This window comes from Bailinhaonella thermotolerans (assembly GCF_003594875.1).
Classification (GTDB): Bacteria; Actinomycetota; Actinomycetes; order Streptosporangiales; family Streptosporangiaceae; genus Bailinhaonella; species Bailinhaonella thermotolerans.
Genome location: NZ_QZEY01000018.1, coordinates 42,269 through 62,476, shown reverse-complemented (window position 1 = coordinate 62,476; position 20,208 = coordinate 42,269). Strand labels below are relative to the sequence as shown.

Here is a 20,208-nt window from a genome sequence, read left to right as displayed (position 1 = left end):
CGGCGTGGGCCGGGGATCGGGGATTGGCGATGAAGTTCGGGATCAGTTACGGGACGCCGTATTTCGGGGTCGATCCGGACCGGATGGCGGCGTTCGCGCGGCTGGCGGAGGAGTGCGGGTTCGAGTCGCTGTACATGCCCGAGCACGTCGCGCTGTATCCCGGCGCGAAGCTCGGGGCGTACGAGATGCCGCCCGCCCTGCCGTACGCCGACCCGCTCGACTGCCTGGCGTTCGTCGCGGCGGCCACGGAGCGGCTCCTGCTCGGCACCGGGGTGCTGCTGCTGCCGTACCACCACCCCGTGACCCTCGCCAAGCGCCTGGCCACCGTCGACCTGCTGTCCAAGGGGCGGATGCGGCTGCTGACCGTCGGGATCGGCGCGCTGCCCGGCGAGGCGGCGGCGGTGGGCGTCGACTTCGCCACGCGCGGGCGCCGTACGGACGAGGCGATCGACGTGCTGCGCCTGCTCTGGGCCGGGGACGAGGACGGCGTCGGCCACGACGGGGAGTTCTTCTCCTTCGAGAACCTGGTCAGCTTCCCCAAGCCGTACCGGGCCACCTCCCTGCCCATCCACGTCGGCGGGTCCAGCGCGGCGGCGGCCCGCCGGGCGGGCGAGCGCGGCGACGGCTACTTCCCCGGCGGCTCCCTCACCCCCGCCGAGCGCGCCCGCCAGTGGGAGCTGGCCCGCGCCGCCGCCGCCGAGTCCGGCCGCGACCCGGACGCCCTGGAGTACACCCGCTTCGGCTCCCTCGACATGACCCCCGAGCGGGTCGAGGAACTGGCCGCCGAGGGCGTGACCCGCCTCGTCGTCAACACCGCCGCCACCGACCCCGCCGAACAGCGCGCGGAGCTGGAGTCCTTCGCCGAGCGCCACGCCCTCCTCTGACGCCCTCCGCCGGCGGGAGCGGACGCACGTCCTCTCCCGCTTCCCGCCGTACGGCCGGCGTCGGTCCGCCGTGAACCCCGGAAACCCCGGGAACCCGGCCGTGGTGCCGGCCGTGCGGGAACCCGGGGGGCGGGAGGACGACCACGTCCGGCTCCCGGTGGGGCCGGGAGCCGGACGGTTCAGGCGCTACTGGGTGACGACGAGCTCACACGACGGGGTCCAGCCCGCGGACGAGCCGACCTGCAGGGAGTAACGGCCCGCGGGGAGCTGGCCGGGAGAGACCCAGCTCAGGAACTGCCCGTTCTGCAGCCTCCCGTGCTGGCTGTAGACCTCCACCCCGGCCACGTTCCTGATGCGGAAGGTCGCGGAGGAGACGGAGCCGGTGCTGTCGGGCGTCGCGCCGAGCGTGGTGCTGGAGGCAGCGGTCGTCGTGACGGGCCCGGCCGAGGAGCCGTTCTTGTTGAAGCAGAACTGGAAGCCCGCGTACGGGCCGCTGGAGACGCGCAGCGCCTTGGGCACGCCGGGGATCTGCGGTACCGGGGCCGACGCCGGGTCCAGCGTCAGGACGAGCTCAGGGGCGGGGCCGAACAGCTTGCCGGACTTCGGGTCGGTCTCCGACTCGGCCGGCACGCGGATCCCCAGCGGAAGGGTGTAGTCGGAGCCGTACGTCTTCCCCAGGACGTCCTGGACCGCGCCGGTGACGTCGAACGACAGGTCGCCCGCCGGGCACGCCGCGCCGCCGCCCGCCCCCGAGGACTGGGTGCCGAACGACCGGATCCAGGTCGGCTGGGTGTTCCAGGAGTAACCCACGGTGTCCTGTGTCATGCCCAGTTCGACGGGCCGGGGGACGCAGTCGGCGGCGGAGTTCTGCCTGAGCCGCAGGGTGGCTCCGAGCACCTTCCGGTCACGCAGCCCGCTGAGGCTGTAGATCATGTAGGACCTGGTCAGCCGGGCGGTCCCGGCGGGGTCGCGCATCCCCGCGGTCAGCCCGCCCGGGACGTCGAAGAGCGCTCCGGCCCGGTTCTGGACATAGGTGGTGGTCCTGTAGGGCTTGAGCGTCACCGGCGCCTCCTCGGCGGCCTGGGCCGCCGCGGGCACCGCGAGACCTCCCGCCCCCAGAGCGAGCATCGCCAGCGGAACCGCCGCCGCCCGCCGCCGCCAAGTCCCCAGCATCCCATTCAGCATCTGTCATCCCCTTCACGCATTTCAGCTACGTGAGCAAGTGCAGCGCACCCACCCCGCCGCCGTCACGGGCGAGCGCCGCCTCGTAAGGGGTCCGTCATATTTTTCGACGGACCGAAATAGCCTTTAGAAACAGCCCAAGTCCGGCGTAAGCGAAGCTCGCGGCCCGGTCCCTAGACGGAGGCCGCGGCGCGAGCCGCTCATACTGAGCGGGAGAGCCGGCGCGTGGCCGAAGGACCGTGAGACGGCGGCCGCGCGGGGCCGTGAGACGGCAGGTCGCGCGGCGCCGTACGGGAGCCGTCGGCGGAAGCGGGGAGACACGGGGGTAACGTTCCGGGGTGGACGTGGACGGGTTCAGGGGGTTGCTCTCCGAGGAGGGGGCGCGGGCGCTGGCGGAGGCCGCCGAGGTGCTCGCCGCGAACGCGGACCCGGTGGCGGCCGCGACGGCGCTGCGCAGGTCGTACGGCCCGGAGCTGACGGGGGCGGCGCTCACGATGGCGCGGCTGCGGGAGCGGGGGCGGGCCAAGTTCGGGGATGACGCGGAGCGGATGTTCTTCACGCCGCACGGGCTGGAGCAGTCCACGCGGCGGAGCGTGGCCGAGCACCGCGCCCGCAGGTTCGCCCGCCTCGCCGCCGCCCCCCGGCCCGCCGGCCCGGCCGGCCCGGCCGGCCCCGGCCGAGCGGCGGGCGTGGAGCCCGCGGCCCGCTCCGGCGCGGAGGACGCCGCCGGTGCCGTACCCGGGAACGGGCTGCGGGTCGCCGAGGGCGGGTGCGGCATCGGCGGGGACCTGATCGCGCTGGCGCGGGCCGGGTTCGAGGTGGACGCCGTGGATCTCGACCCGCTCACCGTGGAGGTGGCGCGGGCGAACGCGCACGCGCTCGGCCTCGCCGGCCGGGTCACGGTGAACGTCGGAGACGCCGCCTCGCTCGACCCCGCCGCCTACGACGCGTTCTTCGCCGACCCGGCGCGGCGCGCGGGCACCGGCCGGCGAATATTCGACCCGGCCTCGTACTCACCCCCGTTCGACCGGATCGTGGAGATGGCCTCGGCCGCGCCCGCCGCGTGCGTGAAGGTCGCCCCCGGCATCCCCCACGAGCTGGTCCCCGAGGGCGCCGGCGCCGAATGGGTCTCCGACCGGGGCGAGGTCAAGGAGGCCGCGCTCTGGTTCGGGGAGCTGGCCGACGGCGTACGGCGGCGCGCGACCCTCCTCCCCGGCGGCCACACGCTGACCCCCTCGGCGGACGCGCCCCCGCCCACCGGGGACCCGGGGCGGTACCTCTACGAGCCCGACGGGGCCGTGATCCGCGCGCACCTGGTCGCCGAGGTCGCCGCCGAGGTCGGGGGACGGCTGCTCGACCCGCGCGTCGCCTACATCTCCTCCGACACGCTCGCGGACACCCCCTGGGCGAGCGCGTACGAGGTGCTGGACGTCCTGCCGTTCTCGCTGAAGCGGCTGCGCGCGGCGCTGCGCGAGCGCGGCACCGGCCCCGTGACGATCAAGAAGCGCGGGTCCGCGGTGGACGTGGAACGGCTGCGCAAGGACCTCCGGCTGACCGGCGAGCACCCCGCCACGGTCGTGCTCACCCGGATCGGAGCGCGGCCGTACGCGCTGATCTGCGCCGCTACCCCGCACCCGGCCCGTTCACACTCCTGATTCGCCGCAACCCGAGACGCGGAGTCACCGAGTCATTACAGTTAGTGCTTCGTTGGGCCAGCACCGGCCCACCCTGAGTCGGTGAGGATCGCATCGGTGGATCACTCCAATCACACCCTCCTCAACGCGGGCAGTCAGACCCAGGTCTCCGACCGGATGCGCGAACTCCTCGCGCGCGCCGCGCAGGACCACGTGTACGAGCAGCGAACCCAGGGCGCCGTTCTCGACGAGATCCGGCAGCGCCTGGAGGGCATGGAGTGGCTGCTCCGCGAGGTGCGCGAACGCGAGCTCGGCGGGCTCAGCGGCAGCGTCGAGGCGGTGGCGGGCCGGATCGACGACCTGTCCAGCAGGCCGCCGGAGTGGGCCGAGGGGCTGGCCCAGCACGTCGAGGCCGTGGGCGACCGCGTGGACAGTGTCGGCGACCGGGTCGAGAACGTCAGCGAGCGCGTCAAGCCCGTCTCTGAGCTGCCGAGCCTGTGGGCGGACGTCGGGTCGGTGTCCGAGAGCGTGGACGAGGCGCTCGGCCGGCTCCAGGCGCTCATCGACAGCAGCACCGCCACCGCCGCGCAGCTCGCCGAGGTGACCAAGCGGCTGGACCGGCTCGGCGGCAACATGGAGGCCGCCGCGGGCCGCTTCACCCGCCTGGACCGGTCGCTCGCGGAGCTGGCCCGCCGCACCGAGCAGCTCGAGGCGTCCGTGCAGGACCTCGGCACCGGCCAGCGCGAGCTGGGCGAGCGGGTGGACCGGACGGTCGCCGGGGCCGCCGCGGAGCTGCGCGAGGACATCGGGCGCAACGCCGGCCGCCTGGACGGCGTGACGAGCCGCCTCGACGCGATCAGCGGCCGCCTCGACGGCGTGGAGAGCCGCCTGGGCGGGGTCGAGGGCGCGGTGGACGGCCTGCGGCACGAGACCGAGGAACGGTTCGAGCGGGCCGAGACCCGGTTCGACGCGCAGGACCGGCGGCTCGACGGGCTCGACGGCCGGTTCAGCGGGCTCGACATCCGGTTCGAGGGCATGGACGACCACCTGGAGAACATCGACGACCGCGTCGAGACCGTGAGCCAGCGGGTCAGCCAGCTCCCCGCCACCCTGGAGATCGCCGAGCTGCACCGCCGCCTGCGCGAGCTGTCCGAGAGCCGCCTCGGCGACCTGCACGAGACCCTGCGCGAACTCGCGGAGGGCCGGCTCGCCGATGTCCAGGACAAGCTGGACGCGCTGTCCGGCACCCAGCTCACCGCCATCCACGCGGCGCTGAACGAGCTGGCCGAGGGCGACGTCGGCGACATCCGCGAGCGGCTGCGCGAGCTGTCCGAGACCCAGGTCGCCGACGTCCAGCGGACGCTGGCCGAGCTGACCTCCATCCGCATCGCCGGGATCCAGAAGACCCTCGCCGAGCTGTCGGACACCCGCGTCGCCGAGATCCAGAAGACCCTGGCGGACCTGACCGGCGACCGGCTCACGGAGATCCACGCGGCGCTGGCCGAGCTGCCCGACGCGCGGATCGCCGACATCCAGCGGACGCTGGCCGAGCTGTCCGGCGCGGGGATCGCCGGGCTGCGGGAGGCCCTGGACGAGCTCGCGGGCACGCAGGTCGGCGGCATCCGGGAGACCCTCCGGGAGCTGGCCGAGGGCCGCGTCGGCGACATCGAGACCCGGCTGCGGGAGCTGACCGACACCCAGGTCGGCGAGGTGCAGAAGGTCCTGCGCGAGCTGGCCGAGAACCAGGGCGGCTCCCAGAGCGAGCGCTTCGACGCCCTCGACCGGCGGCTGGGCGAGGCCGTCACCGCCCTCCAGCCCGTCCTCGACGAGGTCCGCGCCCGTCCCGACCGCGACCAGCTCGCCGACCTCCTGGCCAAGAGCAACGAGTCCGTCCACGCCGACGTCACCCGCCGTCTCGGCGCCCTGGAGGAGACCATGCTCGCCCTCGCCGAAGCCCTCCTCCGCCCCACGCGCGGCAAGGACTGACCCCGCCCCCCGAAGACCCCGCCCCCGGAGCCTTCGGCCGCACGCCGTACGGCAGGCGCACGCGTCAGCCGTACGGCGTGTGCGGCCCGGGGCCGGCCGTACGGCGACCGCGGAAGGCACGGGGCGGCGCAGGCCGGCCGCGCACCGCGCGTGCCGTACGGCGGAAGGGCCGGGCGGACCCGGGAGGGCCGGGCGGACCCGGGAGGGCCGGGCGGACCCGGGAGGGTCAGGCGGACTCGGTGCGGACCAGGCCGGACTCGTAGGCGACGACGACGGCCTGGGCGCGGTCGCGCAGGCCCAGCTTGGTGAAGATGCGGCCGATGTGGGTCTTGACCGTCTGCTCGGCGACCACCAGTTCCTCGGCGATCTCGGTGTTCGACAGGCCCCTGGCGATCAGCGAGAGCACCTCCTGCTCGCGCGCGGTGAGCGAGTCCAGCCGCCCGCCCACCATCGACCGCACCGGCCGCCGCCGCGCGAAGTCGCTGATCAGCCGCCGCGTGATCGACGGCGCCAGCAGCGCGTCGCCCGCGGCCACCACCTTCACCGCGTGGATCAGCTCCCCGGCGGAGGCGTCCTTGAGCATGAACCCGCTCGCGCCCGCGGCCAGCGCCTCGTAGACGTATTCGTCCTCGTCGAAGGTGGTCAGCACCAGCACCTTCGGCGGCTCAAGGCCCATCATGATCTCGGCCGTCGCGGTGAGGCCGTCCATGATGGGCATGCGGATGTCCATGACCACGACGTCCGGCCGCAGGGACTCGGCGAGCTGAACCGCCTCCCGGCCGTTCTCCGCCTGGCCGACGACCTCGATCTCACCACCCGCTTGGAGAAGGGCCGCGATCCCGTCGCGGATAAGCGCCTGATCATCCACCAATACGACCCGGATCGTCACGCCAAGACCTTATAGCGGAATCCACGCTTTCACCACGAAGCCGCCGTCGTCGGCCGTGCCGGCCTCCAGCGTGCCGTTGTAGACGGCGACGCGCTCGCGCATGCCGAGGAGCCCGTGTCCCGGCCGCCCGTCGGACAGGCCGCCCTGCCCGTTCCCCGGCCCGTTCACCACGCGCAGGTCCAGCTCCGACGAGCCGTACTCGATCTCGACCACCGCCGGAGCGCCCGGGGCGTGGCGGCGCACGTTGCTCAGCGACTCCTGCACGATCCGGTAGACGGACAGGCCCATGCCCGTGGGCAGCGGCGACGGCGTTCCGATGATCTTGAGTTCGACGTCCATGCCCGTGCCGCGCACCTCGCTGACCAGGTCCTCGATGCGGTCCACGTCCGGCTGCGGCGCGCGCTCGGCCCGCTCGCCGCCCTCGCGCAGCAGCCCCACCAGCCGCCGTGTCTCGGTCAGCGCCTCCCGCGCCGCGCCCCGGATCGTGGTGAACGTCTCCAGCGCCGGCTCGGGCAGCTCCTTGATCCGGTACGGCGCGGCCTCGGCCTGGACCGCGATCACCGACATGTGGTGCGCGACGATGTCGTGCAGTTCGCGCGCGATCCGGGCCCGCTCCTCCAGCACGGCCCGCAGCGTGGCCTCGGACTTGCGCTCCTCCTCGCTCACGGCCAGGCTGCGCTCCGCCGTACGGCGGGCGCGGACGGCGTCGCCGACGACCAGCGGCACGGTCACGAGGGCCACCGCGAGCAGCGCGATGATCGGATCCATGCCGACGGAGGCGGCGCCGGGGAACACGATCCCGCCGACGCTCACGATCCCGATCGCGATCACGGTGCGACGGTCGCACGCCAGCGCGACGACCGTCAGCACGACCACGTAGACGATGCAGGCGCCCGGCGACCAGGGCCAGGCGTCGTGCATGAGGGCGACGAAGTTCTGGACGAACATGCCCGCCGCCGTGATCCGCCAGGCGAGCAGCGGCGCCCGCCAGACCAGCAGCAGCGGCAGGGTCTGCGCCAGCGACACGAGCAGCACGACGAAGGAGTTCTCCGGACCGCGCGAGTGCTCGTCGATCACCGGGAAGTACGCCGCGGCGAACATGCCGAACGTGACCCCGGCCAAGATGATCGCCAGCGCGATGTACACCACCGCGGACCGGGTGAGCCAGGCCGGCAGGACGCTGCGCGGCAGCACGTTCGGCCGCCGCCACAGCGCCCCGGTCACGTCGTCGGCCAGGACCTTCAGATATCCGCGCGTCTCCATGAGTTCGCCCACGCTGCGCAGACTATGCGAGCCATCGCCACCACAGCGTCACACAGTGGGGCCATCCCGAACATACCTCCGGGGTATCAGCGGCGGCGGCCCGGCGTGGCCCTCAGGGGGCGTGGAGCCCCGTCACAGGGTGACGGCGGTGATGGGCAGCGAGGAGTCGGCGGGGATGTCGAGGTGGGACGGGGCGACCCCGGCCGCGACCAGCTCGGAGCCCAGCGCGGCGACCATCGCGCCGTTGTCGGTGCACAGCTTGGGGCGGGGCACGCGCAGCCGGATTCCGGCGGCGTCGCACCGCTCCTGCGCCAGGGCGCGCAGCCGGGAGTTGGCCGCGACGCCGCCGCCGATGAGCAGGTCCTTCACGCCGTGCTCGCGGCAGGCGGCGATCGCCTTGCGCGTGAGCACGTCCACGACCGACTCCTGGAAGGACGCGGCCACGTCGGCCACCGGCACCGGCTCGCCCGAGCGCTCCCGGGCCTCGACCCAGCGAGCCACGGCGGTCTTCAGCCCGGAGAAGCTGAAGTCGAAGGTGCCGTCGTCGTACTTCCCGCGCGGGAAGAAGATCGCCTCGGGAGAGCCCTCGCGGGCGGCGCGGTCGATGTGGGGGCCGCCCGGGAACGGCAGGCCGAGCACCCGCGCCACCTTGTCGAACGCCTCCCCCGCCGCGTCGTCCACGGTCGAGCCGAGCGAGATCACCGAGGTGGCCACGTCGGGCACGAGCAGCAGCGAGGAGTGCCCGCCGGAGACGAGCATGGCGACGCAGGGCTTGGGCAGCGCGCCGTGTTCGAGCTGGTCCACGGCGACGTGGGCGGCCAGGTGGTTGACGCCGTAGAGCGGCTTGCCCAGGCCGAGGGAGTACGCCTTGGCGGCGGCGACCCCGACCAGCAGCGCCCCGGCGAGCCCGGGACCGGCGGTGACGGCGATGGCGTCGACGTCTGCGAACTTCACCCCGGCCTCGGCGAGCGCGCGCTCGACCACCGGGGTCATCGCCTCCAGGTGGGCGCGGGAGGCCACCTCGGGCACGACGCCGCCGAACCGCGCGTGCTCCTCCATGCTGGAGGCGATGGCGTCGGCCAGCAGCGTGTGCCCGCGCACGATGCCGACCCCGGTCTCGTCGCAGGACGTCTCGATGCCGAGCACGAGTGGTTCGTCACGCATCCCGGTTCTCCCCCCGCATCATCACGATCGCGTCGGTTCCGTCGTCGTAGTAGGCCCGGCGCAGCCCGATCTCCCTGAAGCCGAACCGTTCGTACAGCTCGCGCGCCCGCGGGTTGTCGGCCCGCACTTCGAGGAACACCTCGCGCGCGCCGCGGCGGGCGGCCTCGCCGAGGAGCTCGGTGAGCAGGAGGCGGCCCGCGCCCCGGCGCTGGTACGGCGCGGCGACGGCGATGGTCTGGACGTCGCCCTGGTCGGCCGCCGCGAACAGCCCGGCGTATCCCACTATCTCGCCCTCCGGAGTGACCGCGACGACGTAGTGCCGGGTGGGGGCGGCCAGTTCCTCGCGGAACATCCGCTCGCTCCAGGCGTCGGCGGGGAACAGCGCCCGCTCGATCGCCAGCACCGCGGGCACGTCGTCCCCGGTCATCGGGCGCAGGCTGATCACTGCGACACCTTCTTTGGCGCCGCGGGCACCTTCGCGTCGGGCCTGCGCAGGTAGATCGGCCAGGGCGCGTCCAGCTCCCCGCCCGCGCGGAGCCGTTCGACCACCAGGGCCGCCAGCGCCCCCGCCGAGGGGTGCTCGGGCCCTGTGGCGTTGGGGAACGCCTCGGGGTACAGCACCGCGCCCGCCCCGGCCACCGGCTCGTCGGTCGCCACGTCGGCGGGCTTGTCCACCGAGGGGCCGAGGAAACGCGTGCGCGCGTCGCCGTACCGGGCCCAGAAGACCTCCTTGCGGCGGGCGTCGGTGGCCACGGTGAACTGCGTCTCCAGCCCCGTCTCGTGGGCCAGGACGTCGAGCGTGCACACGCCGTACGCCGGGACGCCGAGCGCGGTGGACAGGGCCTGCGCGGTCATCAGGCCGACGCGCAGCCCGGTGTACGGCCCGGGGCCCGTGCCCACGGCTATCGCCGTGAGGTCGGAGCGGTCGGCCCCGGCTTCGGAGAGCACGTGCCCGATGGCGGGGACCAGGAGCTCCCCGTGTCGGCGGGCGTCGATCGTCGTCGCGTCGGCGAGCACCCGGTCCCCGTCGTGCACGGCGACGGTGACCGCGGGCGTCGCGGTGTCAAAGGCCAAGACCAGCACGGATGAGAAGCCTATCCGGCCGCCGGGGTGAGCCCGGTCAGCTTGGCGTAGACGATCACGTTCTCCTTGTACTCATGCCGGGCGCGGTCGAACCCGCCCCCGCACGTGACCAGGCGCAATCCCGGCGCGCTGTAGACCTTCTCGACCGGGAAGCGGTCCTTGTCCACGCTCTCGACCGACTCGACCCGGTAGGAGGCGACCTTGCCGTCGCTGCGGGTGATCCGCAGGGACGCGCCCTTCTTCACCCGCTTGAGGTCGTAGAACACCGCCGGCTCGGTGCGGGTGTCCACGTGCCCGATGATCACCGAGGCGCCCTTGTCACCGGGCACGACGCTGTGCTCGAACCACCCGGCCACCTCCGGCTTCTCGTACGGCGGCAGCTCGATGTCGCCCTCGTCGTCGAAGCCGAGCAGCATCAGCTCGGCGTCCACCTTCAGCGAGGGGATCTCCAGGCGCTCGGGCGCGACCGGCGGCGCGTCGAGCGTGTCGGGGCCGCTGGTGACCGCCCAGAGCAGGCCGCCGGACACGAGCGCGGCGACCGCGATCCTGGCCAGGCCAGGGGAGCCCGGACCCGCCTTCTTGGAGACGTTGCGCGCGCCCGCGGTCTTGGGGCCGCGAAGCAGCGCGACCATCTCAGCCGTTCGCCGCCCTGCGGCGCGCGAACGCGACGCCGACGCCGCCCGCGACGACGATCAGGGCGCCGATGCCCAGCGGGCCGAAGGACATGCCGTCGTCCTCGCCCGCCGCGCCGAGCGCGGTGCCTCCGCCGCCGGCCTTCGGGCCCTTGGTGGGCAGCGGGCCGACGATCTCCAGGTTGGCCTGGCCGGTGTGGTTGGACTCGCAGCGCACCTTGACCTCGTAGGTCTTGGCCTCCAGCGAGGTCTCCAGCTTGGCCACGCCGCGCACGCCCGCCTGCCCCTCGGTGATGGGCTGGAGCGTGACGGTGCCGAACGCGGGTGAGGTGGCGATGCCGCGCAGCGGCTTGCCCACCTCGCGCGGGCACTGGGCCACGATCTCCACGGTCTTGCCCGGGCCCGTCACCGTGCGCGCGGGATTGAGCGTGACCTCGATCTCCTGCCCGGCCGACGCGTAGGCCGCGCCCCCGCCGCCGAGGACCAGGGCCCCCGCCCCGAGCCCCGCGGCAATCGCCTGCTTGAACCTGTGCACCGCCCGCACCCCACTTCGCCGCACGGCAGACACGCGCAAGGAACGCGTGACCTCATCTTAGGAGATCTTTACCTGAACGACGGATCTATAACGAGAGAATGTCCGCCGTGTCGCGAAAGGTCCGCCCACGCCCGCCGATTCCCGGACCTGCCGGGGCGGCGAGCGCGGGGGGACGCGGGAAACGCGGGGGACGCGGATCTCAGAAGGGGAGAGGCGTCCAGCGGGGGCCGACCGGGGTCATGCGGACCTCCCGGACGTCGTCTCCCCCGGGGCCGTCGCCGCCCTCAGCGCCGTCGCCGCCCTCGCCGCCGCCGGCGCGGGAGATCTCGATCTCCAGCCGCTCCTCGGACAGGCCCTCCACCAGGCCGGAGCCCCACTCGACGACCGTGACGGACTCCTCCAGCGAGGCGTCCAGGTCCAGGTCGTCCACCTCGACGTCGCCGCCGAGCCGGTAGGCGTCCACGTGCACCAGCGCGGGCCCGCCGCGCAGCGACGGGTGGACGCGGGCGATCACGAACGTCGGGGACGTGATCGGCCCGCGCACCTTCAGGCCCTCCGCCAGGCCCTGCGTGAACGTGGTCTTGCCCGCGCCCAGCGACCCGGACAGCACCAGCAGGTCCCCGGCGCGCGCGGCCTCGCCGACCCGCCGGCCGAGGTCCTGCATGTCCGCCACCGTCGGCACGCGGAACACGCGCGCCTCTCCGTGCCCCGGGCTCATGCCGTACGCCTCTCGGGGGCGAGCCGCCACGCGCGGGACACCAGGTCGCGCAGGGCGTCGTTGACCACGCCCGGCTGTTCGAGCTGGACCAGGTGGGAGGCGCCCGCGACCTCGATGAGCTGGCTGCGGGGCAGGCTGTCGGCGATGGCCTTGCTGTGGTCCGGCGGCGTCAGCCAGTCCTCGCCGCCGACGAGCACGGTGACCGGGATGCGTTCGAGCACGGGCAGCGCGCTCAGCTTGTCGTGCGACATCAGCGCCGGGTAGAAGTCGGCGATCACGTCGATCGGGGTGGACCTGATCATCGTCTCGGCGAAGTCCACCACGGTCGGGCTGATGTTCTTGGAGTCGCCGAACGCCAGGTGGCGCAGCGCCAGGAAGGCCACGTCGTTGCCCAGGCGGCGGCTCGGCTCGACCAGGTCGGGGCGGCGGCCCAGCGCGCGGACGGTGGGCGGCAGGGCCTTGTGCACGAGCTTGGCGAACATCGCGGGCAGGCCCAGGGTGATCTCGGCGAGCTTGCCCGCGGACGTGGCGATCAGCGCGACGCCGCGGACCCGCTCCTCGAACACCTCCGGGTGCCGGTCGGCCAGCGCCATGATCGTCATGCCGCCCATGGAGTGGCCCACGAGCACCACCGGCCCGGGCGCCACGGCCTGGATCACCTCGTACAGGTCATCGCCGAGGCGGTCCACCGTGCAGTCCTCGCGGGAGCACCGGTCCGAGTGCCCGTGACAGCGCTGGTCCCAGAACACCAGGCGGTGCTCCTTGCGCAGCTCACGCCGCTGGTAGTGCCAGGAGTCCAGGTTCAGGGTGTAGCCGTGGCAGAAGACGACGGTCACCGGGGCGTCCTCCGGCCCGTCGACCTCCACGTGCAGGCCGACCCCGTCGGAGGTCGTCACGGTCTGCGCGCGCCCGCGCAGCTCGCCGAACGGCTCGTTGGCCTCCAGGTCCGGGCGCAGGCGTATCCGGCCCACGGCGTACCTCTTGACGGCGACTCCCGCCGCGACACCGGCCGAGGCGGCTCCGACGATCGCCCCCGCTATACCGACCTTCCGCCGTCTCGTCATCGCTGCTCCCACCTTCACACGTACACGCGCGGAACACGCGCACCGATCCTCGTCACGATCTCATGAGTGATGGTGCCGAGCGCGTCGGCCCACTCTTGCAGGGTCGGCTCCCCCGCGTCACCCGGTCCGAACAGGGTCACGACGTCCCCGGCGCGCACCGGGTCGTCGCCCACGTCGATCACGAACTGGTCCATGCACACCCGCCCGGCCACGCGCCGCCGTACGCCCGCGGCCAGCACCTCGCACGTGTTGGTGGCGTGGCGCATGATCCCGTCGGCGTATCCGAGGGGGATGAGGGCCAGGGTGGTCTCGCGGTCGGTGACGTACTGGTGGCCGTAGGAGACGCCGCTGCCCGCGGGGACCCGCTTGGCCATCGCGACCTGCGCCTTCAGCGTCATCGCCTGGCGCAGCCCGAAGTCGCCGAGCTCCGGGATGGGGCTCAGGCCGAACGCGGCGATGCCGGGCCTGACCATGTCGTAGCGCGCCTGCGGGACGGTCAGCGTGGCGGCCGAGTTGGCGAAGTGCCGGATGACGTGGCTGCCGACCCCGGCGTCGTCGGCGATCTTCAGCGCCTCCTCGAACAGGTCGAGCTGGCTCTGGATCGAGCCGTCGCCGGGGATGTCGGCGCAGGCGAAGTGCGACCAGACGCCGACGACGTCGATGACGCCCTCGGCGCGCGCCTTGAGCGCGTGGTCCACGAGGGTGGGCCAGTCGGCCGCGGTCGCTCCCCCGCGCGAGATGCCGGTGTCGGCCTTGAGGTGCACCTTGGCGACCCTGCCGGTGCGGCGGGCCGCGGCGGCGATCTCGTCGACCAGCCAGATCGCGCCGGCGGAGAGCTCGACGTCCTGGGTCACGGCCTCGTCGAGCGGCTCTCCGGGGGGGATGATCCACGCGAGGATGGGCGCCTCCACGAACGCGGCGCGCAGCTCCAGCGCCTCGCGGACGTAGGCCACCCCGAGCCGCCCGGCGCCGCCCTGGAGCGCGGCGTGGGCGCAGCGGACCAGACCGTGCCCGTAGGCGTCCGCCTTGACGGCCACCATCATCTCCGCCCCCGGCGCGTGGTCGCGCAGCAGAGCGACGTTGTGCCTGATCGCGGACAGATCCACGACGGCTTGCGACGGGTGGTTCATACCTTCCAGTCTCGCAGGGTCACCGGCCTGCCGTGTCCGGGAACACCCGCGGCTCCCCCGAATTACGTAGTCCCCCGGACCCCCGCGCCTCCCGATCCGCACCCCTGCCGACCTCCCGAAAGCCTCTTTTCCTCGCATTGCCCCCACCCGCCCCGCCACCGGCTCCCGCGAGCCCTCCACGCCTCCGCCCGCACCGTCTCACCCCCGCTCATCGGGGCGAGTTATCCACAGAACGGGGTTCGGGTGGGATGAGGTGGCCCGCCGGGGCGCATCGTGGATCCCGGCGGGACGCGGGTGGCGCGTTCCACGGCCGGAGGGGGCGCGATGTCAGGGGATCAGCGAGCGGAAGGCCTCGGGCAGGCGGGCGATGACGTCCTCCGCCGAGATGGGGCTCTCGCCGTACGGCAGGCCGGCGGGCGCGCCGGTCGCGGCGCGGCGGGCGGCGAGACCGTGCAGGTAGGCCGCGGCCGACGCGGCGTCGTAGCAGCTCAGGCCGCCGGCCAGGAGCGCGCCCGCCAGGCCGGACAGCACGTCGCCGGTGCCGCCCGTGGCCAGCCACGGGGTCCCGGTGGGGTTGACCCTGACGGGCCGGTCCACCTCGGCGATCAGCGTCGTCGAGCCCTTGAGCAGCACGGTCACGCCCAGTTCCTCGGCCGCGCGCCGGGCGTGCTCCAGCCGCCGCGCCTCGATCCGCTCCCGGGGCACCCCGAGCAGCCGCGACAGCTCCCCCGCGTGGGGCGTGATGAGCGTCGGCGCCGTCCGCCGGAGCAGCGCGCGGTCGCGGGAGGCCAGGGTGATCCCGTCGGCGTCGATCAGCGCGGGCACGTCGCTCTTCAGCAGGGCCGCGGCGATCCGGTGCGACTCCTCGCCCGTGCCCAGGCCGGGCCCGACCACCCAGGCCTGCACCCGCCCGACCTTGGCGGGGTCGTCGATCGTCGTCACGGCCTCCGGCCAGCGCGCCCGGACCAGCCCGATGGGCTCCTCCGGGCCCAGATAGCGCACCATGCCCGCGCCGCCCCGCACCGCGCCGCCCACCGCCAGCACCGCCGCCCCGGTGAACAGGTGGCTCCCCGCCGCGATGCCCACGACCCCCCGGCGATACTTGTCCGACTCCGGCGCGGGCCGCGGCAGCAGGTCCGCCACGTCCTCGTCCTGGAGCGCGACGACGTCGGGGTCGGGCAGGTCGAGCCCGATGTCCACCAGCTCCACGACCCCGGCGTGGGCGGCGCCGGGATCGACCAGCAGCCCGGTCTTGTGCGCCCCGAACGTCACCGTCACGTCCGCGCGCACGGCCTCGCCCTCGACCTGGCCGGTGCCCGCGTCCACGCCGCTCGGCACGTCCACCGCCACGACCGTCGCGCGCACGTGCCGGGTCTCGCGGGCCAGGCCGGCGTACGGCTCCCGCAGGGCGCCCTTGCCGCCGATGCCCACCAGGCCGTCGATCACCAGGTCGGCGCGGGCCAGCGCGCTCGCGTCGCTCACCCGCCCGCCGGCCGCGCGCAGCGCCGCCAGCCCGCCCTCGTGGGTCCTCGATCCGGCGAGCACGGCCTCCACCCGGGCTCCGCGCCGCGCCAGCCGTTCCCCGGCGTACAACGCGTCGCCGCCGTTGTCGCCGCTGCCCACCAGGAGCACCACGCGGGAGCCGTACACCCTCCCGAGCAGGCGGGCGCAGGTGGCGGCGAGCCCGGCGGCGGCGCGCCCCATCAGCGTGCCCTCGGGGAGCCTGGCCATCTGCACGCGCTCCGCGTCGCGCACCTTGCCCACGTCGTAGGCGGTTCTCATGGAGTCTCCGCTCCTCCTTCCGCGATCACGTACGCGACGGCGACGCCCCCGTCATGGCTGAGCGACAGGTGCCAGCGGGCCACGCCGCGCTCGGCGGCGACCCGGGCCACGGCCCCGCTCACGGCCAGTTCCGGCCGCCCGTGCTCGCCCACCCGCACCTCGGCGTCGAGGTGCCGCAGTCCCGGGGGCGCGCCGAGGGCCTTGGCCACGGCCTCCTTCGCGGCGAACCGCGCCGCCAGCGATCGGGCGGGCAGCCCCCGCTCCCCCTCGGTGAACAACCGCGCGGCCAGGCTCGGAGTGCGCTCCAGCGAGGCCCGGAACCGCTCGATGTCCACGACGTCCACTCCGATGCCCACGATCACCGTCCTAGGTTGTCATGCCATACCCCGACCCCGCCCCCCGTACCTCCACCCCCCGGCGGGCGAAGGGGCGCGCGGGGCGGTGGACGAGGTCCTGGGGGAGGCCGGGAACGGCGAAGTCCCCGGCCGGGAACGGCGAAGTCCCCCGGACGGGGTCGCCGGGGGACTTCGGGAGGGGGCTCGCGGCCGGGGGCCGCCGGGCGCCGCCGGGGTCAGAAGCCGCCGCGGTGCCAGGGGCCCCAGATCGCGAAGGTGAGGCCCTTCCTGGACTGGACGTTGACGTAGAGGGTGTGGCCGTCGGGGCCGAAGGTGGAGCCGGCGAACTCGGCGCCGGCGTCGCCGTCGACCGGGGCCAGGCGGGCGAAGTCGAAGATCTCGCCGCGCCGGGTCAGGCCGCGCAGGAAGTTGTCGCCGTCGCCGTCCTCGCAGAGCACGAGCGTGCCGCGCGGGCTGGCGGTGACGTTGTCGGGCAGGTCGAGCACGGCCGAGCCCGGCGACTCGAACACCAGCCGCAGGCGGCGCCGGTGCGGCTCGTAGGCCCAGACCTGGCCGCGGCCGTCGCCGAAGCCGTCGGGGGCCGAGTCGCCCGCGGCGGTGGCGCCGCCCTGCGTGGAGACGAAGTAGATCGTGCCGTGGTGGTAGATCGCGCCCTCGAGGCGGGAGAAGAGCGCGCCGCCCTTGTCACGGCCCTGCTTGCCGACGGCCTGGATGGCGAAGTCGTTGCTCGGCGTGCCGGTGAACTCCGGGTCCGGGTCCTCGATGTCCACCCAGGTGACGTCGTAGGTGGCGCCCTTGGGCTGGCCGGCGGACAGGTCCTTGTTGGGCGCGCCCTTGACCGCCAGCATCTGCAGCCGGCCGCCGTCCAGGAGCCTGCCCGCCCGCAGCGGGTGCTTCGGCGGGAGGTAGCGGTAGAAGCCGGAGGCGAAGCCGAAGTTGTCCTCGGTCATGTAGACCGCGCCCTCGACGGGCTCGAACGCCGCCGACTCGTGCGCGAACCGGCCGGCCGAGCGGATCGGCGCGGGAGCGGCCACCTGGCCGTTCGCGTGCCTGTTGGTCGCCGGGACCTCGAAGAGGTAGCCGTGCTTCCGCGTCAGCTTGGAGTTGTCGCCGCCGGAGAAGTCGTTGCCCACGTCGGGGCCGTTGACGGTCTCCTCGCAGGTGACCCAGGAGCCCCACGGCATCGGGCCGCCGGAGCAGTTCATGATGGTGCCGGTCAGGCTGGGGTTGGCGCTGATCAGCCTGCCGTAGCGGTCCACGACGAGGGTCGCGGTGCCGCCGCCGGCCATCGGGTCGTACGCCTTGGAGACGTCGCCGAACGCGCCGACCGGGCCGTTGACCTCGTGGTTGCGCACGAGCACGGTGGTGCCGTGGCGGCCGCGGAAGGCGGCCATGCCGTCGTGCTTGCCCGGGACCGTGGAGCCGTCGCTGAACTTGCTCCCCGCCTCGTTGAAGCTGCGGTACTGGAAGCCCTCCGGGAGGTGGAGCCGCACGGCTCCGTCGCGGGCGTCGGGGACGGGGACGAGGGGCCCGTAACCCCCGCCGGGACGGCGCTGACCGGTGTCCGCCATGGCGGTGAGGCCGTGGAAGGGCCCGCCCGCGAGGCCGGCGGCCCCGACGACGGTGGCGCTGCGGGCGAGGAAACGGCGTCGATCCACCGTGCACTCCTTATGTTCAAGCGTGATTCAGCGGTCGTTAACCAACTGGTCACAGGAAATCGCTTCGGAGCACCCTAACTGCGCCATCCACCCCAAATCCAGACACACAACGCCTCATTCCTGGAACCCCTCACACCTACCACCAGAACACCCCAGATCATGACGAAGGCGCCGCGCCCCTCCGAGGGGGGACGCGGCGCCTCGCGCTCAGGTCCTGCGGCCGGCCCGCGGCGCTACTCGACGGTGACGGACTTGGCGAGGTTGCGCGGCTGGTCCACGTCGTGGCCCTTGGCGCTGGCCAGCTCGCAGGCGAAGACCTGGAGCGGCACCGTGGACACGAGCGGCTGGAGCAGGGTCGGCACCGCCGGGATCCGGATGATCGTGTCGGCGTACGGACGGACGTCCTCGTCACCCTCCTCGGCGATGACGATCGTCTTGGCGCCGCGCGCCCGGATCTCCTGGATGTTGGAGACGATCTTGTCGTGGATGACCCGCTGCCCCGTGGGCGACGGCACCATGACCACGACCGGCAGGTCCTGCTCGATCAGCGCGATCGGCCCGTGCTTGAGCTCGCCCGCCGCGAAGCCCTCGGCGTGCATGTACGCCAGCTCCTTGAGCTTGAGCGCGCCCTCCAGCGCCACCGGGAAGCCCACGTGGCGGCCGAGGAAGAGCACGCAGCGCTCGCCCGCCAGGGACCGCGCCAGCTCGCGCACCGGCTCGACCGTGGACAGCACCTCCTCGACCTTGCCCGGCATCTGCTCGAGCTGGTCGAGGATCTCCTTCACCTCGTCGCCGAACTTCACCCCGCGCACCTGGGCGAGATAGAGCCCGACCAGGTAGCAGGCCACGAGCTGGGTCAGGAACGCCTTGGTCGAGGCCACCGCGACCTCGGGCCCGGCGTGGGTGTAGACGACGGCGTCGCTCTCGCGCGGGATCGTCGAACCGTTGACGTTGCAGATCGCGAGCACCTTGGAGCGCTGGCCGCGGGCGTGCCGCACGGCCATCAGCGTGTCCATCGTCTCGCCGGACTGGGAGATGACGACGACGAGCGTGTCGCGGGTCAGGATCGGGTCGCGGTAGCGGAACTCGCTGGCCAGCTCCACCTCGCAGGGGATCGCCGCCCAGTGCTCGATGGCGTACTTGGCGATCAGGCCCGCGTGGTAGGACGTGCCGCACGCCACCACGATGATCTTGTCCACGTCGCGGAGGTCCTGGTCGGACAGGCGCATCTCGTCGAGCACCAGGCGGCCCTCGGCGTCGATGCGGCCCAGCAGCGTGTCCGCGACGGCGCGCGGCTGCTCGGCGATCTCCTTGAGCATGAAGTAGTCGAAGCCGCCCTTCTCGGCGGCCGAGGCGTCCCAGTCGACCGTGAACTCCTTGGTCTCGGCCGGGTTTCCGTCGAAGTCGGTGATCGTGATCGACTCGCGGCGCAGCTCGACCACCTGGTCCTGGCCCAGCTCGATCGCCTCGCGCGTGTGCGCGATGAACGCGGCGACGTCGGAGCCCAGGAAGTTCTCGCCGTCCCCGCGCCCCACGACGAGCGGGGAGTTGCGGCGCGCGCCCACGACCACGTCGGGGTCGTCGATCTGCACGGCGAGCAGCGTGAAGGCGCCCTCCAGGCGGCGGCACACGCGCCGCATCGCCTCGGCCAGGTCGTTCCCGGCCTCGGGCAGCGCGTCCTCCAGCAGGTGCGCGACCGTCTCGGTGTCGGTCTCCGAGAGCAGCTTGTGGCCGCGCTCCTCCAGCTCGGCGCGCAGGGCCGCGAAGTTCTCGATGATGCCGTTGTGGATGACGGCGACGCGGTCCTTGCAGTCGGTGTGCGGGTGCGCGTTGCGGTCGTTCGGCGGGCCGTGCGTGGCCCACCGCGTGTGCCCGATCCCCACCGACGACGCCGGGAGGGGGCGCTCCCGCAGCGCCTCGCGCAGGTTCACCAGCTTGCCGGCGCGCTTCTCGGTCTTCAGGCCCTCCTCGGTCAGCAGGGCGACCCCCGCCGAGTCGTAGCCCCGGTATTCCAGCCTGGCCAGGCCTTCGATCACGACGTCCAGTGCCTGCCGGTCGCCGACGTACCCCACGATTCCGCACATGGGTGACAGAGTATCCGCTCGCGGTGTGCTCCCCCTGCCCGTGCGGGGTATCGGCACAACCCCGGCTCCTCGCGCGACCTGGGCTTTCTCCGCGCGAAACGCCTATCGCCGCGACCGCCGCGCGTGACCGGGCACCGCCCGCCGCGTGTCGGCTACCGGCCGGT

General features: G+C 73.6%; 18 protein-coding genes. 3 read left to right on the top strand and 15 right to left on the bottom strand.

The window, feature by feature from the left end; all coding sequences use genetic code 11:
- Positions 1-29: 29 nt before the first annotated feature.
- Complete coding sequence (locus tag D5H75_RS32235) at positions 30-884, top strand: TIGR03619 family F420-dependent LLM class oxidoreductase (RefSeq protein ID WP_119930362.1); 855 nt, start codon at positions 30-32, stop codon at positions 882-884.
- Positions 885-1,070: 186 nt separating this feature from the next.
- Here D5H75_RS32235 and D5H75_RS44360 read toward each other — a convergent pair whose 3' ends face one another.
- On the bottom strand, positions 1,071-2,057 hold the full coding sequence (locus tag D5H75_RS44360; protein WP_119930361.1) for a DNRLRE domain-containing protein: 987 nt from the start codon (positions 2,055-2,057) through the stop codon (positions 1,071-1,073).
- Between the two features lie 347 nt (positions 2,058-2,404).
- Between D5H75_RS44360 and D5H75_RS32225 the strand changes: the two genes are divergently transcribed.
- Entirely contained in the window at positions 2,405-3,721 is a 1,317-nt protein-coding gene (locus D5H75_RS32225) for a THUMP-like domain-containing protein (RefSeq protein WP_119930360.1), read from the top strand.
- 96 nt (positions 3,722-3,817) lie between these two features.
- Positions 3,818-5,686 carry a coiled-coil domain-containing protein gene (locus tag D5H75_RS32220; RefSeq protein ID WP_119930359.1) on the top strand — a complete coding sequence of 623 codons (1,869 nt, stop codon included), beginning with the start codon at positions 3,818-3,820 and terminating at the stop codon, positions 5,684-5,686.
- Between the two features lie 226 nt (positions 5,687-5,912).
- Here the strand turns inward: D5H75_RS32220 and D5H75_RS32215 are convergent, their stop codons facing one another.
- The 14 genes from D5H75_RS32215 to glmS all read right to left on the bottom strand — a co-directional run bounded on the left by D5H75_RS32215 (position 5,913) and on the right by glmS (position 20,044).
- Positions 5,913-6,575, bottom strand: a complete 663-nt coding sequence (locus D5H75_RS32215; protein WP_119930358.1) for a response regulator — start codon at positions 6,573-6,575, stop codon at positions 5,913-5,915.
- A gap of 9 nt (positions 6,576-6,584) precedes the next feature.
- Positions 6,585-7,850, bottom strand: coding sequence for a sensor histidine kinase (locus D5H75_RS32210; protein WP_147425343.1), 1,266 nt, complete (start codon positions 7,848-7,850; stop codon positions 6,585-6,587).
- 120 nt (positions 7,851-7,970) lie between these two features.
- Entirely contained in the window at positions 7,971-9,002 is a 1,032-nt protein-coding gene (tsaD, locus tag D5H75_RS32205; protein ID WP_119930356.1) for a tRNA (adenosine(37)-N6)-threonylcarbamoyltransferase complex transferase subunit TsaD, read from the bottom strand.
- Positions 8,995-9,429, bottom strand: a complete 435-nt coding sequence (gene rimI / locus D5H75_RS32200; protein ID WP_119930467.1) for a ribosomal protein S18-alanine N-acetyltransferase — start codon at positions 9,427-9,429, stop codon at positions 8,995-8,997. The genes tsaD and rimI overlap by 8 nt, the downstream gene beginning before the upstream one ends.
- Before the next feature lie 14 nt (positions 9,430-9,443).
- A complete protein-coding gene (tsaB, locus tag D5H75_RS32195) occupies positions 9,444-10,085 on the bottom strand; it encodes a tRNA (adenosine(37)-N6)-threonylcarbamoyltransferase complex dimerization subunit type 1 TsaB (RefSeq protein WP_119930355.1) in 642 nt (213 codons plus the stop codon).
- Between the two features lie 11 nt (positions 10,086-10,096).
- Positions 10,097-10,717: a class F sortase gene (locus tag D5H75_RS32190; RefSeq protein WP_119930354.1), complete on the bottom strand. Its 621-nt coding sequence runs from the start codon at positions 10,715-10,717 to the stop codon at positions 10,097-10,099.
- A gap of 1 nt (position 10,718) precedes the next feature.
- Positions 10,719-11,252 (bottom strand): hypothetical protein, encoded by a 534-nt coding sequence (locus D5H75_RS32185; protein ID WP_147425342.1) that lies wholly within the window; start codon positions 11,250-11,252, stop codon positions 10,719-10,721.
- 199 nt (positions 11,253-11,451) lie between these two features.
- Positions 11,452-11,970 carry a tRNA (adenosine(37)-N6)-threonylcarbamoyltransferase complex ATPase subunit type 1 TsaE gene (gene tsaE, locus D5H75_RS32180; protein ID WP_119930352.1) on the bottom strand — a complete coding sequence of 173 codons (519 nt, stop codon included), beginning with the start codon at positions 11,968-11,970 and terminating at the stop codon, positions 11,452-11,454.
- Positions 11,967-12,941 (bottom strand): alpha/beta fold hydrolase, encoded by a 975-nt coding sequence (locus D5H75_RS32175; RefSeq protein WP_242454645.1) that lies wholly within the window; start codon positions 12,939-12,941, stop codon positions 11,967-11,969. The genes tsaE and D5H75_RS32175 overlap by 4 nt, the downstream gene beginning before the upstream one ends.
- Positions 12,942-13,048: 107 nt before the next feature.
- Positions 13,049-14,164, bottom strand: coding sequence for an alanine racemase (gene alr, locus D5H75_RS32170; protein ID WP_119930350.1), 1,116 nt, complete (start codon positions 14,162-14,164; stop codon positions 13,049-13,051).
- A 327-nt stretch (positions 14,165-14,491) separates the two neighbouring features.
- Positions 14,492-15,946, bottom strand: a complete 1,455-nt coding sequence (locus D5H75_RS32165; RefSeq protein ID WP_119930349.1) for an NAD(P)H-hydrate dehydratase — start codon at positions 15,944-15,946, stop codon at positions 14,492-14,494.
- Positions 15,943-16,308 (bottom strand): holo-ACP synthase, encoded by a 366-nt coding sequence (locus D5H75_RS32160; protein ID WP_119930348.1) that lies wholly within the window; start codon positions 16,306-16,308, stop codon positions 15,943-15,945. The genes D5H75_RS32165 and D5H75_RS32160 overlap by 4 nt, the downstream gene beginning before the upstream one ends.
- A gap of 209 nt (positions 16,309-16,517) precedes the next feature.
- Positions 16,518-17,960 carry an alkaline phosphatase PhoX gene (locus D5H75_RS32155; protein ID WP_119930347.1) on the bottom strand — a complete coding sequence of 481 codons (1,443 nt, stop codon included), beginning with the start codon at positions 17,958-17,960 and terminating at the stop codon, positions 16,518-16,520.
- A 233-nt stretch (positions 17,961-18,193) separates the two neighbouring features.
- On the bottom strand, positions 18,194-20,044 hold the full coding sequence (gene glmS, locus D5H75_RS32150) for a glutamine--fructose-6-phosphate transaminase (isomerizing) (protein ID WP_119930346.1): 1,851 nt from the start codon (positions 20,042-20,044) through the stop codon (positions 18,194-18,196).
- Positions 20,045-20,208 lie beyond the last annotated feature (164 nt).

Excerpts from the sequence above, each read along its gene's own strand:
- alr (WP_119930350.1), bottom strand. The coding sequence starts at position 14,164 with ATGAACCACCCGTCGCAAGCCGTCGTGGATCTGTCCGCGATCAGGCAC.
- rimI (WP_119930467.1), bottom strand. The coding sequence starts at position 9,429 with ATGACCGGGGACGACGTGCCCGCGGTGCTGGCGATCGAGCGGGCGCTG.
- D5H75_RS32165 (WP_119930349.1), bottom strand. The coding sequence starts at position 15,946 with ATGAGAACCGCCTACGACGTGGGCAAGGTGCGCGACGCGGAGCGCGTG.
- tsaD (WP_119930356.1), bottom strand. The coding sequence starts at position 9,002 with ATGCGTGACGAACCACTCGTGCTCGGCATCGAGACGTCCTGCGACGAG.
- D5H75_RS44360 (WP_119930361.1), bottom strand. The coding sequence starts at position 2,057 with ATGCTGGGGACTTGGCGGCGGCGGGCGGCGGCGGTTCCGCTGGCGATG.
- D5H75_RS32235 (WP_119930362.1), top strand. The coding sequence starts at position 30 with ATGAAGTTCGGGATCAGTTACGGGACGCCGTATTTCGGGGTCGATCCG.
- D5H75_RS32190 (WP_119930354.1), bottom strand. The coding sequence starts at position 10,717 with ATGGTCGCGCTGCTTCGCGGCCCCAAGACCGCGGGCGCGCGCAACGTC.
- tsaE (WP_119930352.1), bottom strand. The coding sequence starts at position 11,970 with ATGAGCCCGGGGCACGGAGAGGCGCGCGTGTTCCGCGTGCCGACGGTG.
- glmS (WP_119930346.1), bottom strand. The coding sequence starts at position 20,044 with ATGTGCGGAATCGTGGGGTACGTCGGCGACCGGCAGGCACTGGACGTC.